The sequence below is a fragment of the Ruania albidiflava DSM 18029 genome (assembly GCF_000421225.1).
Classification (GTDB): Bacteria; Actinomycetota; Actinomycetes; order Actinomycetales; family Beutenbergiaceae; genus Ruania; species Ruania albidiflava.
This window is the reverse complement of the sequence record NZ_ATWL01000006.1, coordinates 33,450-50,142: the sequence shown is the minus strand read 5'-3', so window position 1 is coordinate 50,142 and position 16,693 is coordinate 33,450. Positions and strand designations below refer to the sequence as shown.

12 protein-coding genes, 1 pseudogene and 1 riboswitch are annotated in these 16,693 nt (G+C 70.5%); of the genes and pseudogenes, 10 read left to right on the top strand and 3 right to left on the bottom strand.

What is annotated here, in order from left to right; translation table 11 throughout:
* Nucleotides 1–7 precede the first annotated feature (7 nt).
* The 3 genes from K338_RS25975 (at nt 8) to K338_RS21490 (ending at nt 5,569) form a co-directional block, all read left to right on the top strand.
* On the top strand, nt 8–2,467 hold the full coding sequence (locus K338_RS25975; protein ID WP_022917809.1) for a beta-galactosidase: 2,460 nt from the start codon (nt 8–10) through the stop codon (nt 2,465–2,467).
* 63 nt (nt 2,468–2,530) lie between these two features.
* Nucleotides 2,531–2,635, top strand: a riboswitch (TPP riboswitch).
* Nucleotides 2,636–2,681: 46 nt separating this feature from the next.
* Nucleotides 2,682–3,776, top strand: a complete 1,095-nt coding sequence (locus K338_RS0108810) for a thiamine ABC transporter substrate-binding protein (RefSeq protein WP_022917808.1) — start codon at nt 2,682–2,684, stop codon at nt 3,774–3,776.
* Between the two features lie 131 nt (nt 3,777–3,907).
* Nucleotides 3,908–5,569, top strand: coding sequence for an ABC transporter permease (locus tag K338_RS21490; RefSeq protein ID WP_022917807.1), 1,662 nt, complete (start codon nt 3,908–3,910; stop codon nt 5,567–5,569).
* A gap of 25 nt (nt 5,570–5,594) precedes the next feature.
* Here the strand turns inward: K338_RS21490 and K338_RS0108800 are convergent, their stop codons facing one another.
* Nucleotides 5,595–6,518, bottom strand: a complete 924-nt coding sequence (locus K338_RS0108800; protein ID WP_022917806.1) for an LLM class flavin-dependent oxidoreductase — start codon at nt 6,516–6,518, stop codon at nt 5,595–5,597.
* Between the two features lie 49 nt (nt 6,519–6,567).
* Here K338_RS0108800 and K338_RS21485 point away from each other — a divergent pair, with 49 nt between their 5' ends.
* The 5 genes and pseudogenes from K338_RS21485 to K338_RS21470 all read left to right on the top strand — a co-directional run bounded on the left by K338_RS21485 (nt 6,568) and on the right by K338_RS21470 (nt 12,139).
* The gene (locus tag K338_RS21485; protein ID WP_051154726.1) at nt 6,568–7,554 is read left to right on the top strand and encodes an ABC transporter ATP-binding protein; all 987 of its coding nucleotides are present in this window, start codon (nt 6,568–6,570) and stop codon (nt 7,552–7,554) included.
* An 81-nt stretch (nt 7,555–7,635) separates the two neighbouring features.
* Nucleotides 7,636–9,193: pseudogene (gene putP, locus K338_RS21480) on the top strand (sodium/proline symporter PutP).
* Nucleotides 9,194–9,355: 162 nt separating this feature from the next.
* On the top strand, nt 9,356–10,261 hold the full coding sequence (locus K338_RS21475; RefSeq protein WP_022917805.1) for an ABC transporter permease: 906 nt from the start codon (nt 9,356–9,358) through the stop codon (nt 10,259–10,261).
* A gap of 13 nt (nt 10,262–10,274) precedes the next feature.
* Entirely contained in the window at nt 10,275–11,354 is a 1,080-nt protein-coding gene (locus K338_RS0108780) for a taurine ABC transporter substrate-binding protein (protein WP_022917804.1), read from the top strand.
* Nucleotides 11,351–12,139, top strand: coding sequence for an ABC transporter ATP-binding protein (locus tag K338_RS21470; RefSeq protein ID WP_022917803.1), 789 nt, complete (start codon nt 11,351–11,353; stop codon nt 12,137–12,139). Before K338_RS0108780 ends, K338_RS21470 begins: the two co-directional genes overlap by 4 nt.
* Here the strand turns inward: K338_RS21470 and K338_RS21465 are convergent.
* Nucleotides 12,109–13,005, bottom strand: coding sequence for a DUF817 domain-containing protein (locus K338_RS21465; RefSeq protein WP_022917802.1), 897 nt, complete (start codon nt 13,003–13,005; stop codon nt 12,109–12,111). The two genes, K338_RS21470 and K338_RS21465, sit on opposite strands and share 31 nt — an antisense overlap.
* Before the next feature lie 240 nt (nt 13,006–13,245).
* Between K338_RS21465 and K338_RS0108765 the strand changes: the two genes are divergently transcribed.
* Both K338_RS0108765 and K338_RS0108760 read left to right on the top strand, forming a co-directional pair.
* Nucleotides 13,246–13,929 carry a hypothetical protein gene (locus tag K338_RS0108765; protein ID WP_022917801.1) on the top strand — a complete coding sequence of 228 codons (684 nt, stop codon included), beginning with the start codon at nt 13,246–13,248 and terminating at the stop codon, nt 13,927–13,929.
* A gap of 123 nt (nt 13,930–14,052) precedes the next feature.
* Nucleotides 14,053–14,754: a hypothetical protein gene (locus tag K338_RS0108760; protein ID WP_157612327.1), complete on the top strand. Its 702-nt coding sequence runs from the start codon at nt 14,053–14,055 to the stop codon at nt 14,752–14,754.
* Nucleotides 14,755–15,293: 539 nt separating this feature from the next.
* On the opposite strand, the gene K338_RS21460 is transcribed toward K338_RS0108760, so the two are convergent.
* On the bottom strand, nt 15,294–16,604 hold the full coding sequence (locus K338_RS21460; RefSeq protein WP_022917798.1) for an FAD-dependent oxidoreductase: 1,311 nt from the start codon (nt 16,602–16,604) through the stop codon (nt 15,294–15,296).
* Between the last annotated feature and the right edge of the window lie 89 nt (nt 16,605–16,693).

Genomic DNA, 16,693 nt, shown 5'->3' with positions numbered 1-16,693 from the left:
GTGTTCCGTGGCCACCCTATCGACCAGCGAGTCGTCCAGCACCATCGTCGGAACGACCATGGCCGCCGCCCGCTGGGCGGGTTACGGTCGCCGGGTGCCCACCTCCTCATCCCCGTCCGCACCGGCTGCGACCACGAGCAGCGCCCGGATCGAGAGCAACGGACGCTGGCTGGTCCGGGACGGTAGCCCCTGGTTCCCGGTCACCGGAGAGATCCACTACGCTCGGCTGCCGCGCGACCGCTGGCCCGAGGTGCTCGGGCACGCGCGCGCCGGCGGGCTCACCTCCGTGGCCTGCTACGTGTTCTGGCAGGCGCACGAGCCGCAGCCCGGCCAGTTCCGCTGGGACGGCAACCGGGACCTGCGCGCGTTCGTCGAGCTCGCCGGCCAGCACGGGCTGGACGTGGTGGTGCGGCTCGGACCGTGGGCGCACGGTGAGGCCCGGTACGGCGGATTTCCGGACTGGGTGGCTACCAGCGGCCAGCCCACCCGCCGCAACGATCCCGCCTACCTGGACCTGGTCCGCCGCCTCTACGAGCAGATCGCCGCCCAGCTGGCCGGCCTCACCCACGCCGACGGCGGCCCCGTGGTCGGCGCCCAGGTGGAGAACGAGCTCTACGACCAGCCCGAGCACCTGGCCACGCTGCGCACCCTCGCCGAACAGGCAGGGCTGCAGCTGCCGATCTGGACCGCCACCGGTTGGGGCGGCGCCCAGGTGCCGGCCACGCTGCTGCCGGTCTACAGCGCCTACGCCGACGGCTTCTGGGCCGACGACGAGGACTGGCCGGACTTCGCCGCCGCCCACTTCGACTACCAGGAAGTCCGCGACGACCTGACCGTCGGCGCCGATGTCCGGGAGGTGTTCGGCACCGGCCAGGGCACGGCGGCGCCCGCGCCCGCCACCCCTGCTGCACCGCAGCCCACCCCGTTCGTCACCTGCGAGCTCGGCGGCGGGATGCACGTGGCCTACCACCGCCGGCCGCTGGTCACCGCCCAGGACGTCGCCGCGCTCGCCCTGGCGAAGATCGGCAGCGGATCGGTCTGGCAGGGCTACTACATGTACGCCGGCGGCACCCAGCGCGTCGGCCCGCACGGCACCGAGCAGGAGTCCCAGGCCACCGGCTACCCGAACGACGTGCCCACCCGGAGCTATGACTTCCACGCCCCGCTCGGCGAGCACGGTCAGGTCCGCGAGCACCACCACCTGCTCCGCCGCCAGCACCTGTGGCTGGCCACCGACGGCGCGGCGCTCGCCACGATGCCCTCCCGCCCGGCGCCGCCCAGCGACGATCCCGGTGCGCTGCGCTGGGCAGTGCGCTCCGACGGGCAGCGCGGCTACCTGTTCCTGACCACCTACCAGCCCGCCCGTCGCCCGCTGCCGGCCCAGCCGCAGGTGCAGCTGACCGTGGAGCTGGATGGTGGCCCGGTCACCGTGCCGCACACCCCGGTGGACGTGCCCGCCGGGGTCTCGGTCGCCTGGCCGCTGCGCTACCCGCTCTCCGACCAGCTGGTGCTGCGGCACGCCACCGCCGGGCTGCTCACCCGGGTCACCCTCGACGGCGGTCGCGACCTGGTCGTGCTCGTCGCCACACCGGGGGTCCCGGTGCAGATCGTGGTGGAGCACCCGGACAGCGACCCGGTGCCGGTCTCCGGCCCCGTGGTGGCCACGATGGTCGACGGCGGTACGCACCTGGCTCTGGCCGGCGCGCCCGGGCCAGCGGCCGTGGTGGGGCTGCCTGGGGTGGACGTGCTGGTGCTGGACGAAGAGAACGCGAACCGGCTCTACCGGCTCCCGCTCGCCGGCCGGGACCACCTGGTGCTCTCCGAGGCACCGGTCTACACCACACCCGAGGGCCACCTGGTGGCACATCCGGTGCAGGAGCGCTCCAGGCTGAGCATCCTGCCCGCACCGGCAGCACTGGCCGCCCGGCCCGGCACGGCAGCGCTGGCCGAGGCTGAGCCCACGGCCGAGAGCCGCTGGCGGTCCTGGACCCTGCACGACCCGGACGCTGCGCCCCTGCCGGCGAGCGTGCGCACGCTGCAGGAGCATGCCCCGCTGGCTGACCTGCCGGCACCGGCACGCGGTGGGCCCGCGGACCGGTTGAGCATGCCGCAGGACTTCTCCGGTGCGACCCGCCTCCAGGTGGACCTGCCGGGAGAGGTGAGCGCCGCCGTCGACCGGGTGCTGCTGCGCATCACCTGGACCGGGGACGTGGGCCGGGCGCTGGTCGACGGTGAGGTGGTCAGCGACCACTTCTGGCACGGCCGGGACTGGGACGTGGACCTGACCCCTCACCTGGAGCAGGTGCGCAGCCACGGTCTGGTGCTCGAGCTGCTGCCCTGGCGTCCGGAGGCGGGGGTGTGGGTGGACCCGTCGGTGCGGGACGTGCCGGCCGGGGTGCAGGTCGACTCGGTACAGCTGGTGCAGGTGCCGCGGGTGGTGCTGGCCGCGCAGGCCGCCGGCCGCTGAGCGGGCAACCGGTGAGCCAGGTCACCTTCGTTCGCTCCTGCCCGAGCCGCGGTGTACCGTGGTGGCAGACGACAGGGGAGCGCCTGCGAGCGCTGAGAGTGCGGCCAACCGCAGACCCTCGAACCTGCTCCGGTTAGCACCGGCGAAGGGAGTCGAGCACCTCTCGACGTGGAACTTCCACGGACCCCTTCTCAATCGATGTTGAGGAGGATGCATGACCTGCACCAGAAGCACCGCCCGGTCCCGGCGAGCCGTCCCGGCCATGGTGGGCACCGCCGTCGTGCTGGCGATGACCGGCTGCTCGCTGATCGGCCAGAGCTCAGGTGAAGGTGGCGACGAGGACGGCGACGACCCGGGAGTGCTGCGCGTGGTCACGCACGACTCCTTCGCCCTGTCCGAGGACCTGGTCGCAGACTTCGAGGACGACACCGGCTACACCGTGGAGCTCAGTGCCCCGGGTGATGGTGGTGAGCTGGTGAACCAGCTCATCCTCACCAAGGACTCTCCGCTCGGGGACGTGGCCTACGGGGTGGACAACTCCTTCGCCGGTCGCGGGATCGCCGAGGGTGTGTTCGAGCCGTACACCTCCGCTGACCTGCCGGCCGGCGCCGAGCAGTACCTCGCCGACGACGCCGGGTCGCTCACCCCGATCGACATGGGCGACGTGTGCCTGAACGTGGACCACGAGTGGTTCACCGAGCACGACGTGGCCGAGCCGGAGACGCTGGACGACCTGCTCGAGGAGGAGTACCAGGACCTGGTGGTGGTGACCAACCCGGCCACCTCCTCACCCGGGCTGGCGTTCCTGCTGGCCACCGTCGGTGCCTACGGTGAGGACGGCTGGGTGGACTACTGGCAGCAGCTCGCCGACAACGGCCTGAAGGTGGTGGACGGCTGGTCGGACGCCTACTCGGTGGACTTCTCCGGTTCCACCGGTGAGGGCGACCGGCCGATCGTGCTGTCCTACTCCACCTCCCCGGCCTTCGAGGTGGACGAGGACGACGACGAGGTCCCCACCGGGGCGCTGCTGAACACCTGCTTCCGGCAGGTGGAGTACGCCGGGGTGCTCGCCGGTGCGGACAACTCCGAGGGCGCGCAGGCGTTCATCGACTTCCTGCTCTCCGACGAGGTGCAGGCCGACATCCCCGAGCAGATGTTCATGTACCCGGTGAACGAGGCGATCGACCTGCCGGAGTCCTGGACCCAGTTCGCGCCGCTGGCCGACGATCCGTTCACGGTGAGCATCGAGGACATCAACAGCCACCGCGACGAGTGGATCGAGCAGTGGACGCAGACCGTGATCGGCTAGCCACGGTGCCGACCGTCCGCACCGGCCCCGAACGCGCGGCCCGCCCTCCTGCCGGGGGTGTGGTTGACGTCGGTTATCGACCCATAACCGACGTCAACCACACCCCCGGCGGGCAGGACCGAGGCGGCTGGGTGGGGACCGCGGGCGTGGTGGTCGCCGCCGCCGTGCCGCTGGCGTTCCTGGCGATCTTCTTCGCCTACCCGGTGGCGGCGCTGGTGGCCCGCGGATTCATCACCGACGGCGCCCTGGACCTGGGCGGGGTGGCGGAGGTGTTCAGCAGCAGCCGCACCTGGCGGATCATCGGGCTCACCTTCGCCCAGGCGATCCTCGGCACGCTCGGCGCTGTGCTCCTCGGCGTGCCCGGGGCCTATGTGCTGTACTGCCGCAGCTTCCCCGGTCGCACCCTGGTGCGGGCGCTGGTGACCGTGCCGTTCGTGCTGCCCACTGTGGTGGTCGGGGTGGCGTTCCGGTCGCTGCTGGCCTCCTCCGGGCCGCTGGGCTTCCTCGGCCTGGACGGCACGTTCACCGCGATCGTGCTCGCCCTGGTGTTCTTCAACTACGCGGTGGTGGTGCGCACTGTCGGCGGCCTCTGGGAGCGGCTGGATCCGCGCACCGCGCAGGCGGCCCGGGCGCTGGGTGCCTCTCCGGCGCGGGCCTTCCTCACCGTGACGCTGCCCGCGCTGGGCCCGGCGATCGCCTCGGCCGCCTCGGTGGTGTTCCTGTTCTGCGCCACCGCGTTCGGGGTGGTGCTGGTGCTCGGCGGGCTGCAGTTCGGCACCGTGGAGACCGAGATCTGGATCCAGACCACCCAGTTCCTCAACCTGCGCGCCGCCTCGGTGCTGTCGGTGGTGCAGCTCGTGGTGGTGGTGGCCGCGCTCGCGGTGTTCTCCCGCACCCGGGCGCGCCGGGAGCGGGCGCTGACCTTGCACGGCAGCCCGGCACGGACCGCCCCGCTGCAGCTGACCCGGCGCGGGCGCCCCGGCAGCGACCTGCTGCCCGCTGTGGTGACCGCCGTCGTGGCCGGGGTTCTGCTGCTCGCCCCGATGCTCACCCTGCTGCTCCGCTCGCTGCGCACCCCGGACGGCTGGGGGCTGGACAACTACTGGGCACTGGGCAGCACCGGCGGCGACAACGCGCTCACCGTGACCGTGTGGCAGGCGGCGGCGAACTCGCTGCGGATCGCGGTGGACGCCACCACGCTCGCAGTGCTGATGGGGGTGCTGGTGGCCCTGGTGGTCTCCCGCCGGCCGCGGAGTGCCGCCGGGCGCCGGGCGGTCGCCTGGTTGGACGGGGCGGTGATGCTGCCGCTGGGCGTCTCCGCGGTGACCGTCGGCTTCGGATTCCTCATCGCGCTGAACCACCCGCCGCTGGACCTGCGCTCCTCCCCGGTGCTCATCCCGATCGCGCAGGCGATCGTGGCCCTGCCGCTGGTGGTGCGCACCGTGCTGCCGGTGCTGCGTGCGATCGACCCGCGCCAGCGGCAGGTGGCCGCCGTGCTCGGCGCCACCCCGCTACGGGTGCTGCTCACCGTGGACGGCCCCTACCTGGTGCGTTCCCTGGGGCTGGCGATCGGGTTCGCGTTCGCGGTCTCGCTCGGGGAGTTCGGCGCCACCAGCTTCCTCTCCCGCCCGGACCGGCCCACGCTGCCGGTGGTGGTGTTCCGGCTGATCGGCCAGCCGGGCGCGCTGAACCAGGGGATGGCGCTGGCCGCGGCGGTGGTGCTCGCGCTGCTCACCGCCACGGTGATGGGCCTGGCCGAACGCCTGCGCGGGGAGCACGCCGGTGAGATCTGAGCGGCGTGCGCTGCAGGCGTGGTGGTCAGCCCAGCAGGTGCTCCAGCACCGCCACCGAACCGCGGTAGGGGGCCTCAGCGCGCGGCCAGTGCACCACCACGTCGGTGAACCCCAGCTCAGCGGCCCGGCCCACCTGCTCCTCGGCGAAGGTGCGGCTGCTCAGCGCCGCCGGTCCGGCCGCATCCACGGACAGGTACCGGCGCAACGGTGGGTGCGCCTCGCCCCGGGCAGCCTCCGCGGTGTCCATCCGCTTGGCGAGGTCGGCGACCCCGCGCCACCAGGTGGCGACCTGCGCACGGGCCGCCGAGGGGTCCTCGGCTCCGGTCGGCGCCGGACCGGCCGACGGTCCGGTGGTCAGCCAGCCCTGCCCGTGGCTGGCGGCCAGCGCCATGGCTCTCGGCCCGTTGGCGGCGATCACGAACGGCACCCGCGGCCGCTGCACGCACCGGGGCAGCGCCCGGGCGCCCTGGGCGGCGAAGAACTCACCCTCGTGGTCGACCCGGTCCGCAGTGAGCAGCTGGTCGGTCAGCGTGACCATCTCGGCGAACCGGCGGGTGCGTTCGGCACGGGTGTGCTCGACCCCGAGCAGCCGGCTGTCCAGGTCCCCGCCGGCGCCGAGCCCGAGCAGCAGCCGGCCGTCGGAGAGGTCGTCCAGGGTGACCGCGTCCTTGGCCAGCAGCGCCGGATGGCGGAAGTTCGGCGAGGCGACGAACGTGCCCAGGCCGATGCGCTCGGTGACCAGCGCCGCTGCCGCCAGCGTGGGCATCGTGGCGTACCAGGGGGAGTCCGGCAGCCCGCCCCAGACCAGGTGGTCATAGGTCCAGGCGTGCACGGCGCCGAGGTCCTCCACCCGGCGCCACAGGTCGGCGGCCTCCCGCCAGGGCCGTTCCGGCAGCAGGCACACACCGATGCGCACGTCGCGGGCAGGGACCGGGCGGAGCGCAGACATGGCGCCAGCGTAGCCACGCCTAGCATCGACACCGAGGACAGGAGCTGATGTGGACGGTCTGCAGCTGCGCGGCGGGGTGGTCCGGTACGGATCGACGACGGCGGTCGCCGGGGTGGACCTACGGGTGCGCCGGGGCGAGGTGGTCGCCCTGCTGGGGCCCTCCGGGTGCGGGAAGTCCTCGCTGCTGCGGGCGGTGGCCGGGCTGGAGCCGCTCGCTGCAGGCGAGCTCACCTGGGACGGTGCGGACATGACCGGGGTGCCGGTGCATCGGCGCGGCTTCGGGCTGATGTTCCAGGACGGGCAGCTCTTCCCGCACCGGGACGTCGCCGGGAACGTGGTCTACGGGCTGCAGATGGCCGGCATGCCACGCGCAGCTCAGCGGGAGCGGGTCGCCGAGCTGCTGGACCTGGTGGGGCTGGCCGACTACGCCACCCGTCCGATCACCGCACTCTCCGGTGGTGAGCAGCAGCGGGTGGCTCTCGCCCGGGCGCTCGCCCCCCGCCCCCGGCTGCTGCTCCTGGACGAGCCGCTCTCCGCGCTGGACCGGGCGCTGCGCGAACACTTGGCCACCGAGCTGCACGACATCCTCCGGGCTGCCGGCACCACGGCGCTGTACGTGACCCACGACCACGACGAGGCGTTCACCGTGGCCGACCGGGTGGCGCTGATGCGCACCGGGCAGATCGTGCAGACCGGCACCCCCGCCGAGCTGTGGGCCCACCCGGTCGATGCCGAGGCTGCCCGGTTCCTCGGCTACTGGGTGGTGCAGGAGGCGGGACGGACCCTCGCGATCAGCCCGCACGCGCTCACCGTGGCACCGCTCGTCGAGGACGACGGCGCAGGTCACATCGATCCAGACAGCCACCTCCTCCAGGGCACCGTGGTCTCGGTCGGCTTCGCGCGGGGGCGTACCACCGCCCGGGTGGCGATCCCCGGGTGGGGGGAGCAGACCGCGACTGCTGACGGGGCGACCTGCCTGGACGCCGGGAGCCCGGTACGGGTACAGGTGGAACCTCGCGGCGTGGTGGAGCTGTAGCCGCAGCTGCTGCTGACACCGGAGCCAGTCGCGTGTACAGTGTCGAAGGTCTTACACAGACGTAAGAAGGCGGCGAGGGCTATGCCCGACTCCACGTTCCAGACCATCGCGATCGTCCTGTACTTCGCGGGGATGCTGACCATCGGCTACTTCGCCTACCGACGCACGAAGAACAACCTCGACGGCTACATGCTCGCTGACCGCGGCCTGCGGCCCGGGGTCGCCGCGCTGAGCGCCGGCGCCTCGGACATGTCCGGCTGGCTGCTGATGGGGCTGCCGGGGGCGATCTACATGTCCGGTCTGATCGAGGCGTGGATCGCCATCGGTCTGACCATCGGTGCCTGGCTGAACTGGAAGTTCGTGGCGCCTCGGCTGCGTGCCTACACCGAGGTGGCCGGCAACTCGATCACGATCCCGAGCTTCTTCGAGCACCGGCTCAAGGGCACCACGCGTGCGATCCGGATCGTCTGCGGGCTGATCATCCTGGTGTTCTTCACCTTCTACGTCTCCAGCGGGATGGTCGCCGCAGGGAAGTTCTTCACCTCCAGCTTCGACGCGCCCTACCATGTTCGGGATGCTGCTGGTCTCCGGTATCACCATCCTGTACACGTTCTTCGGTGGCTTCCTCGGTGCAACCCTGACCGACGTGGCCCAGGGGCTGCTGATGCTGGCGGCACTGGTCGCCGTCCCACTGGTCGCCGTGTTCAGTGCCGGCGGCCCGTCGCAGACGGTCGCCTCGATCCAGGAGGTCGACCCCGAGCTACTCAGCCTGTTCGCCGGCGGCACTGTGCTCGGCATCGCTTCCGCTGCAGCCTGGGGACTGGGCTACTTCGGCCAACCGCACATCATCGTGCGGTTCATGGCGCTGCGGAACCCGCAGCAGGCGCACGCGGCCCGCCGGATCGGCATCGGCTGGATGATCCTGACCGTGGCCGGGTCCATCTGCACCGCACTGATCGGCATCGCCTACTTCCACCGCACCGGCGGGTCCCCCACCGACGCGGAGAGTGGCGAGACCGTGTTCCTCGACCTCGCGCAGATCCTGTTCCACCCGTTCATCGCCGGCCTGGTGCTCGCCGCCGTGCTCGCGGCGATCATGTCCACGATCTCCTCCCAGCTGGTAGTCACCTCCTCGGCTCTGGTGGAGGACCTGTTCAAGATCATCGCCGAGAAGACCGGCGGAGTGGCACAGCTGACGGACAAGACCTACGTGCTGCTCGGGCGGCTCGGAGTCCTGGTGGTCGCGATCATCGCTGCCGTCCTGGCGATCAATCCCTCCGACAGCATCCTGAACCTGGTCGGCTTCGCGTGGGCCGGCTTCGGTGCCTCGTTCGGCCCGATCGTGCTGCTGTCGCTGTTCTGGAAGCGACTGAGCAACTGGGGTGCACTGTCCGGCTTGATTGCCGGTGCCGTGGTCGCCTACGCCTGGGGCCAGTCGGCGCTCTCGGACACGTTGTACGAGATCGTGCCCGGGTTCGTCGCGAACCTGGTCGTGGCCGTGGTGGTCAGCCTGCTGACGTTCAAGGCAGACGAGGAGATCAGCACCGAGTTCGAGCAGTCGGTGACAGCCGTGCGCAGGCGAGCTCCGATGCCCACCACGGCAGACGCGGCGGCAGCCGGTGAGGGCACCGAGCACTGACACCCCGGTCGGGTCGAGCCTCGCTGGCGCACCTGACAGACGGCTCCCAGTGCGCAGGTGTATTCTCGGTTCCTGCCCTTGTGGTTGTGACCGCCTCTGATCATGGTGGGTTACCCTCTGCAACGGAGCACCAGGCACCGAGCCGATGGACCAGGACAGAGCGTGACGATCAACGACAGCCCGAGCGAGTCCACCACGACCGCGCCACCCGACGAGCACCTCGGCCAGAGCCTCAAGGTCGCCTCCGACCACCGCCACGCCGTCCGGATGGGCCGGGTGCGCAGGACAGGGCTCCAGCTCAGTGTCCTGATGGTGTTCCTCGCGGTCTGGTGGCTGATCGCCAGGATGGAGCTGGTGAACCCGCTCTACCTGCCGTCACCCGGTGCGGTGTGGGACGCCTTCATCCAGTCCAACTCCTGCCGTGCGATCAGCGAGACCCGCACCGTCTGCGGTGAGCAGAACTACTACATGTGGGAACACCTGATCGCCTCCCTGCAGCGGATGGCGATCGGTGTGGGGATCGCCGTGATCCTCGGCCCGCTGGCTGGCTTCTTGATGGCGACCGTCGGCTGGCTGAACACGGCGCTGGAGCCATACCTGAACTTCCTGCGCTCGCTGCCGCCGCTGGGCTACATCGGCCTGCTGATCGTGTGGTTCGGCATCAACGACACCTCGAAGAACTGGTTGCTGTTCCTGGCCGCGTTCCCGCCGATCGTGATCGCCACGATCAACGGCGTACGCGGGGTGAAGCAGGACAGCGTGCACGCCGCACTGTCCATGGGCGCCAACCGGTGGCAGGTGGGCACCTCGGTGATCCTGCCCTCAGCGCTGCCGGAGATCATCGCCGGCATCCGTATCGCCACCGGGTTCGCCTGGACCTGTGTGGTTGCTGCCGAGCTGAACGCTGGTATCCCCGGCATCGGTGGTCTGGCCTTCACCTCGGGTCAACAGCTGCAGACCGCGCTGACCATCGCCTGCATCATCGTCATCGGCCTCGCGGCCGTAGCGCTGGACGCACTGATCAAGTACCTCGGCAACGTTGCGGTGCCGTGGTACGGAAAAGCCTGATCGAAGGAGAACCATGACCCAGTCCCGTCCCCGCCTCCTGGGCATCGTCGCGCTCGCAGGGGCTACAGCGCTGACGCTCTCGGCCTGCGTCGAGTCCGGTCGAACCAACAATCCGGACAGCGAGCAGGAGGGTACCGACACCGCCTGCCCGGTCGAGGTGAACGAGGACGTCACCACCACGGTACGTATCGGCTACCAACCGATCCCGAACGGTGACCTCGTGGTCCGAGACCTGGGCTGGCTGGAAGCGTGCATGCCGAACGCCGACATCACCTGGGAGCAGTTCAGCGACGGCGGCAGCGTGGTGCAGGCGTTCGGTTCCGACTCGGTGGACCTCGCCCTCGTCGGCTCCAGCCCCGGCACCAAGGCGCTCTCGCCGCCGGTCAGCGACGACCTGCAGGTCGTCTGGATCCATGACGTGATCGGCGAGGCCGAGTCCCTCGTGGTGCAGGACAGCGTGGACGCCACCAGCCTGCCCGAGCTCGAGGGCAAGCGAGTGGCCGTGCCGTTCGCCTCCACCGCGCACTACTCCCTGCTCGCCGCGCTGGACCGGGAGGGGATGACCCCCAGCGACATCAACCTGACCAACCTCTCCCCGGATGCGATGCTCGCCGCCTGGGAGCGGGAGGAGATCGACGCCGCCTGGGTGTGGGCCCCGACCCTGCCCGAGCTTCTGGACACCGGCTCGATCATCCTCTCCGCCGAGGACACCGCCGATGTGGCCCCGACCTATGACCTCGCTGCGGCCACCACGCCGTTCGTGGAGGAGAACCCAGAGTTCATGGAGATCTGGACCGCGGTGCAGAACGAGGCGGTCGCCATGATCAAGGATGACCCGGAGAACGCGGCCGCCTCGGTCGCGGTACAGCTCGGCATCGAACCGGAGCAGGTGCTCAGCCAGTTCGAGGGGTACATCTACCTCGACGCCAGCGAGCAGGCTGGTGAGGACTACTTCGGCGGGGCGCTCGGTCAGGACTTGATCAACACGGCCGACTTCCTGGTCACTCAGGAGGAGATCGACGAGGTCAACCCGCCGGAGCAGTACGAGAACGCCATCTACACCGATGCGATCGACACGGTGGCCGGTCAGTGAGCTTCTCCCTCGAAGCGGTCTCCCAGCGCTACATCACCGACAGTGGTGAGGTGGTGCATGCGCTGGCAGACACCACACTGACCGTCGAGAAGGGGTCCTTCGTCTGCGTGGTGGGACCGTCCGGCTGCGGGAAGACCACCCTGCTGAAGATCCTTGCCGGCTTCCTCAAGCCCACCGGCGGGATCGCAGCCGTCGACGGCGAACCGATCCAGGGCCCGTCCTGGCAGCGAGGCGTGGTGTTCCAGCACGCGAACCTCTACCCGTGGCTGACCGTGCGCAAGAACGTCGAGCTCGGCCTGAAGTTCCGCAACGTCGCCGCGGCCGAGCGCCGCAAGATCGCCGAGGACTGCCTGGCTCTCGTCGGCCTGGCCGGGTTCGAGGACAAGAAGACCTACGAGCTCTCCGGCGGTATGCAGCAGCGCACGCAGATCGCCCGGGTGCTGGCCAACGACCCGGAGATCATCCTCATGGACGAGCCGTTCGGTGCGTTGGACGCGCTGACCCGGGAGCGGCTGCAGATGGACCTGCTGAAGATCTCCCGAGAGCGACGCAAGACGATCTTCTTCATCACCCACAGTGTGGAGGAGGCAGTGTTCCTCGGTGACCGGGTACTGGTGATGAGTGCCCGGCCAGGCCGTGTGGTGCTGGACGAACCGGTCCGCATCTCGGAGACCTACGGACGGATCTTGCCCGGCAAGGAGCTGCGTTCCACCCCGGAGTTCGTGGAGCTGCGGGACAAGATCGCCGACCAGATCTACGAGTCCCAGGGGGACGCTGCTCGTTGATCTGGTGGCCCGGCGTGGCCAGATCGACGAGCAATTGTGACCTCAGGGCTGCGCCGGCGTGGCTGCACGGAGCCGTCGCGGGTCTTCAGCACGGCGACCAGCATGAAGCTCAGGCTCACCAGCAGGGCCCAGGATCCCCACTTGCCGGCGTGCACCATCTCCCAGATCTGCACCTGGTTCGGGTACTGCCACGCCCCGAGCAGGGTGCCGGCATTCTCCGCCAGCCACAGGAAGAACCCGATCAGCACGAAGCTGACCGCCAGCGGCATCCGGTAGCGTCGCCGGCCCACGGTGAACGCCACTGTGCAGCCCCAGAGAGTGATCACGAACCCGGCAGCGATCACCCAGCGCAGGTCCCAGATGAGGTGATGGGTGAAGAAGTTGACGTACGCAGCTGCGGCGAGCACCGCCGTCGGCAGCACCCGCAGCCCCACCACCTGCAGACGCAACCGGCGGAACGCCTGGCAGATGTAGGAGGCCACCGCGGCGTACATGAACCCGGAGTACAGCGGCACACCGCCCAGGCGCAGCACGCCCTCGTCCGGGTAGGACCAGGAGCCGACGTGCACCTTGAAGATCTCCAGCACCAGCCCCACCAGGTGGAAGACGGCGATGATCGCCAGCTCCCGCCGGGTCTCCAGCCCGAGCAGGTAGAAGGCGGCCGTCACCGCGAGTGCGTACACCAGCAGGGCGTCGTACCGGGCGACCGGCAGCGGCAGCACCGCGCTGAGGGCAAGACCGGCGAAGATCGCCAGCGGAAAGAGGCAGCACTGCAGCTCCAACCAGGCGAAGCGGAACAGCTGCGCTGCGGCTTGGACGGCCCGGGCGCTGCGGGAGCTGTTGACGGCGAGGCTCGAGGTGGTCACGCCGTCGACCCTGGCAGGTGGTCCGGGCTGTCTCTTGCGGTTTCGCAGGACCCGCCCGGCGTACTCACGACACCTCCCCGAAGCGACCACACGTGCGCGGGAACGCCACATCCGGATGGTGCAGCAGGACCAGTGCGGGGGCAGTGGGGAGTACTCCCCGGGCGGATAGCCACCGGGAGGTGCCGCCAGGGACTAGCGTAAGCGCGTTCGTGTTCCTGGAGAGAAAGAGAGTCCGAAGAGATGGAGCCAGCGGTCTGGATCGTCATCGGCGTCGTCGTGGTGGTCGCGGTGCTGATCCCGATCGCCGTCAAGCAGCTGAGGAAGGCGAACGCTCAGATCGACTCCTGGGTGCAGGAGCACGGCTGGGAGCGTGTCACCGACCAGCAGACCGAGGACACGCTCGCCCGCACCTGGTTCAACCCCGCCAACCGGCAGATCTCCCGCCCGTGGACGATGCAGGTGCTGCGCGGCCGGTGGGAGGACCGGAACGCGATGTCCTTCATGTACGGGTACAAGGTGCCCAACGACGATCCGCAGTTCCACGTGGTCGCGATCACCCTGCCGGTCAAGCTGCCGATGGTGGCCCTGGCACCACGAGGAGGCGCCACCCGGATCTATGCTCCCGGGCCGGTGCCGGAGATCGACCTGGAGTCGGCCGAGTTCAACCGCGCCTGGCACGTGCACGGCAGCGACCACCGGTTCGTCAGCGACTTCCTGCACCCCCGGCTGATGGCACGGCTCCTCCAGGACGACGCCGTGGTCAAGGGCCGCGAGCTGTTCATCAGCGGGAACCAGCTGTTCACCATGCGGCGCGGCCGCACCGAGCTGGACCGGATCGAGCCCTCCCTCCGGCTGCTGGCGGAGGTGGCCGCACTCATCCCGGAGCACGTGCTGCGCAGCTACGGCGCAGCACGCCGGGCCTGAGGCCTGCTCCGAGCGCCGGGACGGCTGGGGAGTGCTCCCCACCCGAACCGGGGCGGCAGCGAGGGTCGCCTTGTTAGGCTCCGTGCCGTCGACCCAGCCGTGCCGAGGGCCAGCCGAAGGGAGGTGCCCCGAACTGTGGAGCTAGGCGTCTTCGTGATCGTGGGCATCGTCACGATCGTTGTCGTGGTCATCAGCGGTGTGATGGCCAGGCGTGCCCGCAAGGCGGCGCAGCAGTGGGCTGCCGCGCACCAGTGGTCCTGGTCGGCCGCTGACCCGACCCTGGTGCGCAGGTGGTCCTCACCCCCGTTCCGGCGGGGCAGCAGCCGCTCGACCCGGAACGTGCTGACCGGCACCTGGAACGGCCGCCCGGCCACGTCCTTCCAGTACAGCTACGACACGGGCAGCGGAAAGAACCGCAGCACGCACTACTTCCACGTGGTGGCCTACTCGCTGCCAGCCCGGCTGCCGTGGCTGCAGCTGGAGCCGGAGGGTGTGGGCAACTCGATCGCCAAGTTCTTCGGCGGGCAGGACATCGAGTTCGAGTCGTCCCGGTTCAACGACGCATGGCGGGTGAAGGGGCCGGAGGGTCAGTTTCCCTACGACTTCCTGCACCCCCGGATGATGCAGCGGCTGCTGGGGTCGGACGCGTACGGCACATCGATCACTGTGGAGGGCTCCGACCTCTACCTCTACCGGTCCGGCAAGCAGGACCTGGCGGCGATCCAGCCGTCGCTGCAGCTGCTCTCCGACCTCATGGACCAGATCCCCCGGTTCCTCTGGTTGAAGGTGGGCTACGACCCGGAGGCCACCGGCGCAGCCCGATGATCGACTCTCGTGCCGATGGATGACCGGCTGCTGACCCTGCTGCTGGTGGTAGGTGCACTGGGGACCGGGATCGCTCTCTACGCCGTGCGCGGAAAAGGTCTGGGGCGGAGGCTGCCGCCCCCGCCGCAGTGGGCCCGCCAGCACGGATGGGGCTACCGGCCTGCGGACCCCTCGTTGCTCCGCCAGCTCCGGTTGCTGCCCGTGGGCGACAGTGGCACACCCGGCGCTGAGGACGTGCTCCTGGGATCGTGGAACGGTGTGGCAGCAGTCTCCTTCCGGTACGAGTGGGCGGCGCTCGGCAGCGCTCCGGCCGTGCACCAGGAGCATGTGACAGCGCTCGCGCTACCTGACGCCGCCGAGACCACGATCCTGGTGGATGGTGCGAACCTGGTCGCGATGCGGGATGGCTTCCCGGAGGTGGACCAGATCGAGCCGACCCTGGCGCTGCTGGCCGACCTGGCAGCGCTGGTGCCCGACTTCGTGTGGCAGGACGCCCGAGGGCACCGCCGGAGTTGGGGCCCTGCGGGACGGGAGGTTCGTCATCCGTCCCGCGCAACGCTCGCTGCCGCGGTGAGGTGCCCCGGGTCCGGGGGATCGGCGAGCAACCGGGTGATCGGTGCGATCGCGGACTGCACGCTGAGCACCCGGAACGCCAGGTCGCGCAGCACCGCCAGCACGGTGCTCTGGGAGAACATCCAGCGGGCCAGGCTGCGGGAGGTGTCCTGCGCCGTCTCCACCCGCGGCCGCTGCTCCCGCTCGTACCGGGCGAGCGCAGCTGCGAGCTGACCCGCGGCCACCCGGCCCGCCCGGGTGGAACCGGTAGTGGTGCCGTCCGTGGCCAGGCCGGGCTCCGCCGTCGGCAGCAGGCTGCGCAGCATGGTCGCCAGCACCCAGGCCGACTCCATCGCCATCCCTGCCCCGATGCCGGCGGTGGGCAGGAACCCGGCGGCAGCGTCGCCGAGCAGCACGGTGCGGCGAGTGGTCCACCGCGGGGCGCGCGCATCCTTCAGCGCCCAGTAGTACGGGTCCGGATCGTCGGTCACCGCCTGCAATCCTCGTGCCACCCGAGGGTCGATCGTGCGCAGGCGGGAGCGCGCCTCGGCCACGAACGCCTCCGGTCCGGCGGCGGTGGCCGCACCCGGGCCGCCGAGGAACACCCCGCGCCGGCCGAGCACCGGGTAGATGCCGAGGAAGAACCCGGTCCCCCAGAGCTCTTCGGCAAGCTGGCCCTGGTCGTCCTCCGGGGCCCACACCACCCAGCCGCCCCAGCCGGTGTCGGTACCAGTGGTCTCCCGCCCGCCGGGGACCAGGTCGCGGGTCCGTGAGCCGATGCCGTCCGCCACAACGACGACGTCGACGGTCAGCGTGCTGCTGGTCTCACCCTGACGGCAGGTCACCTCGACGGCGTGAGCCTGCTCGCGCAGGTCGGTCACCGTGGTGGCCAGGCTCACCGGGGCGCCGGCGTGGCTGAGCGTCTCGACCAGCTCACCTCGCTCGATACCGCGGTAGTCGCCGAACCGGTGCAGCACCTCGGCCATCGAGTCGGTGCGCAGCACCCGTCCGGTGTGCGTACGGGCCCGGTAGTGGGTGAGCCCGATGCTGCGCTCGCGGTAGTGCGCCCAGGCGTCCAGTTCGGTGAGCACCGGGTCGACCATCGGCATCAGCGCGAGCATGTAGCCCGGGTGCGACTCGTCGGCGAGGCGGTCCAGCAGGATCGGGTGCAGCCCCGCGCCCCGGAGCAGCTGGGCGGTGGTCAGCCCCGCCATCCCGGCGCCGACCACGAGCACCCGCAACGGGTCTCCGGCCGTCGCCTCGGCCTGGTCGGCGAGAGTGGTGGGCAAGAGTGGCACAGCATGCCTCCCAACGGGTGTGGACTGGGTGGTCCACAGCAGCCTAGGGCAGAGTGGACCGCCTGGTCCAGAGCGGCTGGCGGCCGGGT

Bases quoted from the DNA above. Each gene is read 5' to 3' on its own strand.
- K338_RS0108810 (WP_022917808.1), top strand. From the start codon at position 2,682: ATGACCTGCACCAGAAGCACCGCCCGGTCCCGGCGAGCCGTCCCGGCC.
- K338_RS0108800 (WP_022917806.1), bottom strand. From the start codon at position 6,518: ATGTCTGCGCTCCGCCCGGTCCCTGCCCGCGACGTGCGCATCGGTGTG.
- K338_RS0108780 (WP_022917804.1), top strand. From the start codon at position 10,275: ATGACCCAGTCCCGTCCCCGCCTCCTGGGCATCGTCGCGCTCGCAGGG.
- K338_RS0108765 (WP_022917801.1), top strand. From the start codon at position 13,246: ATGGAGCCAGCGGTCTGGATCGTCATCGGCGTCGTCGTGGTGGTCGCG.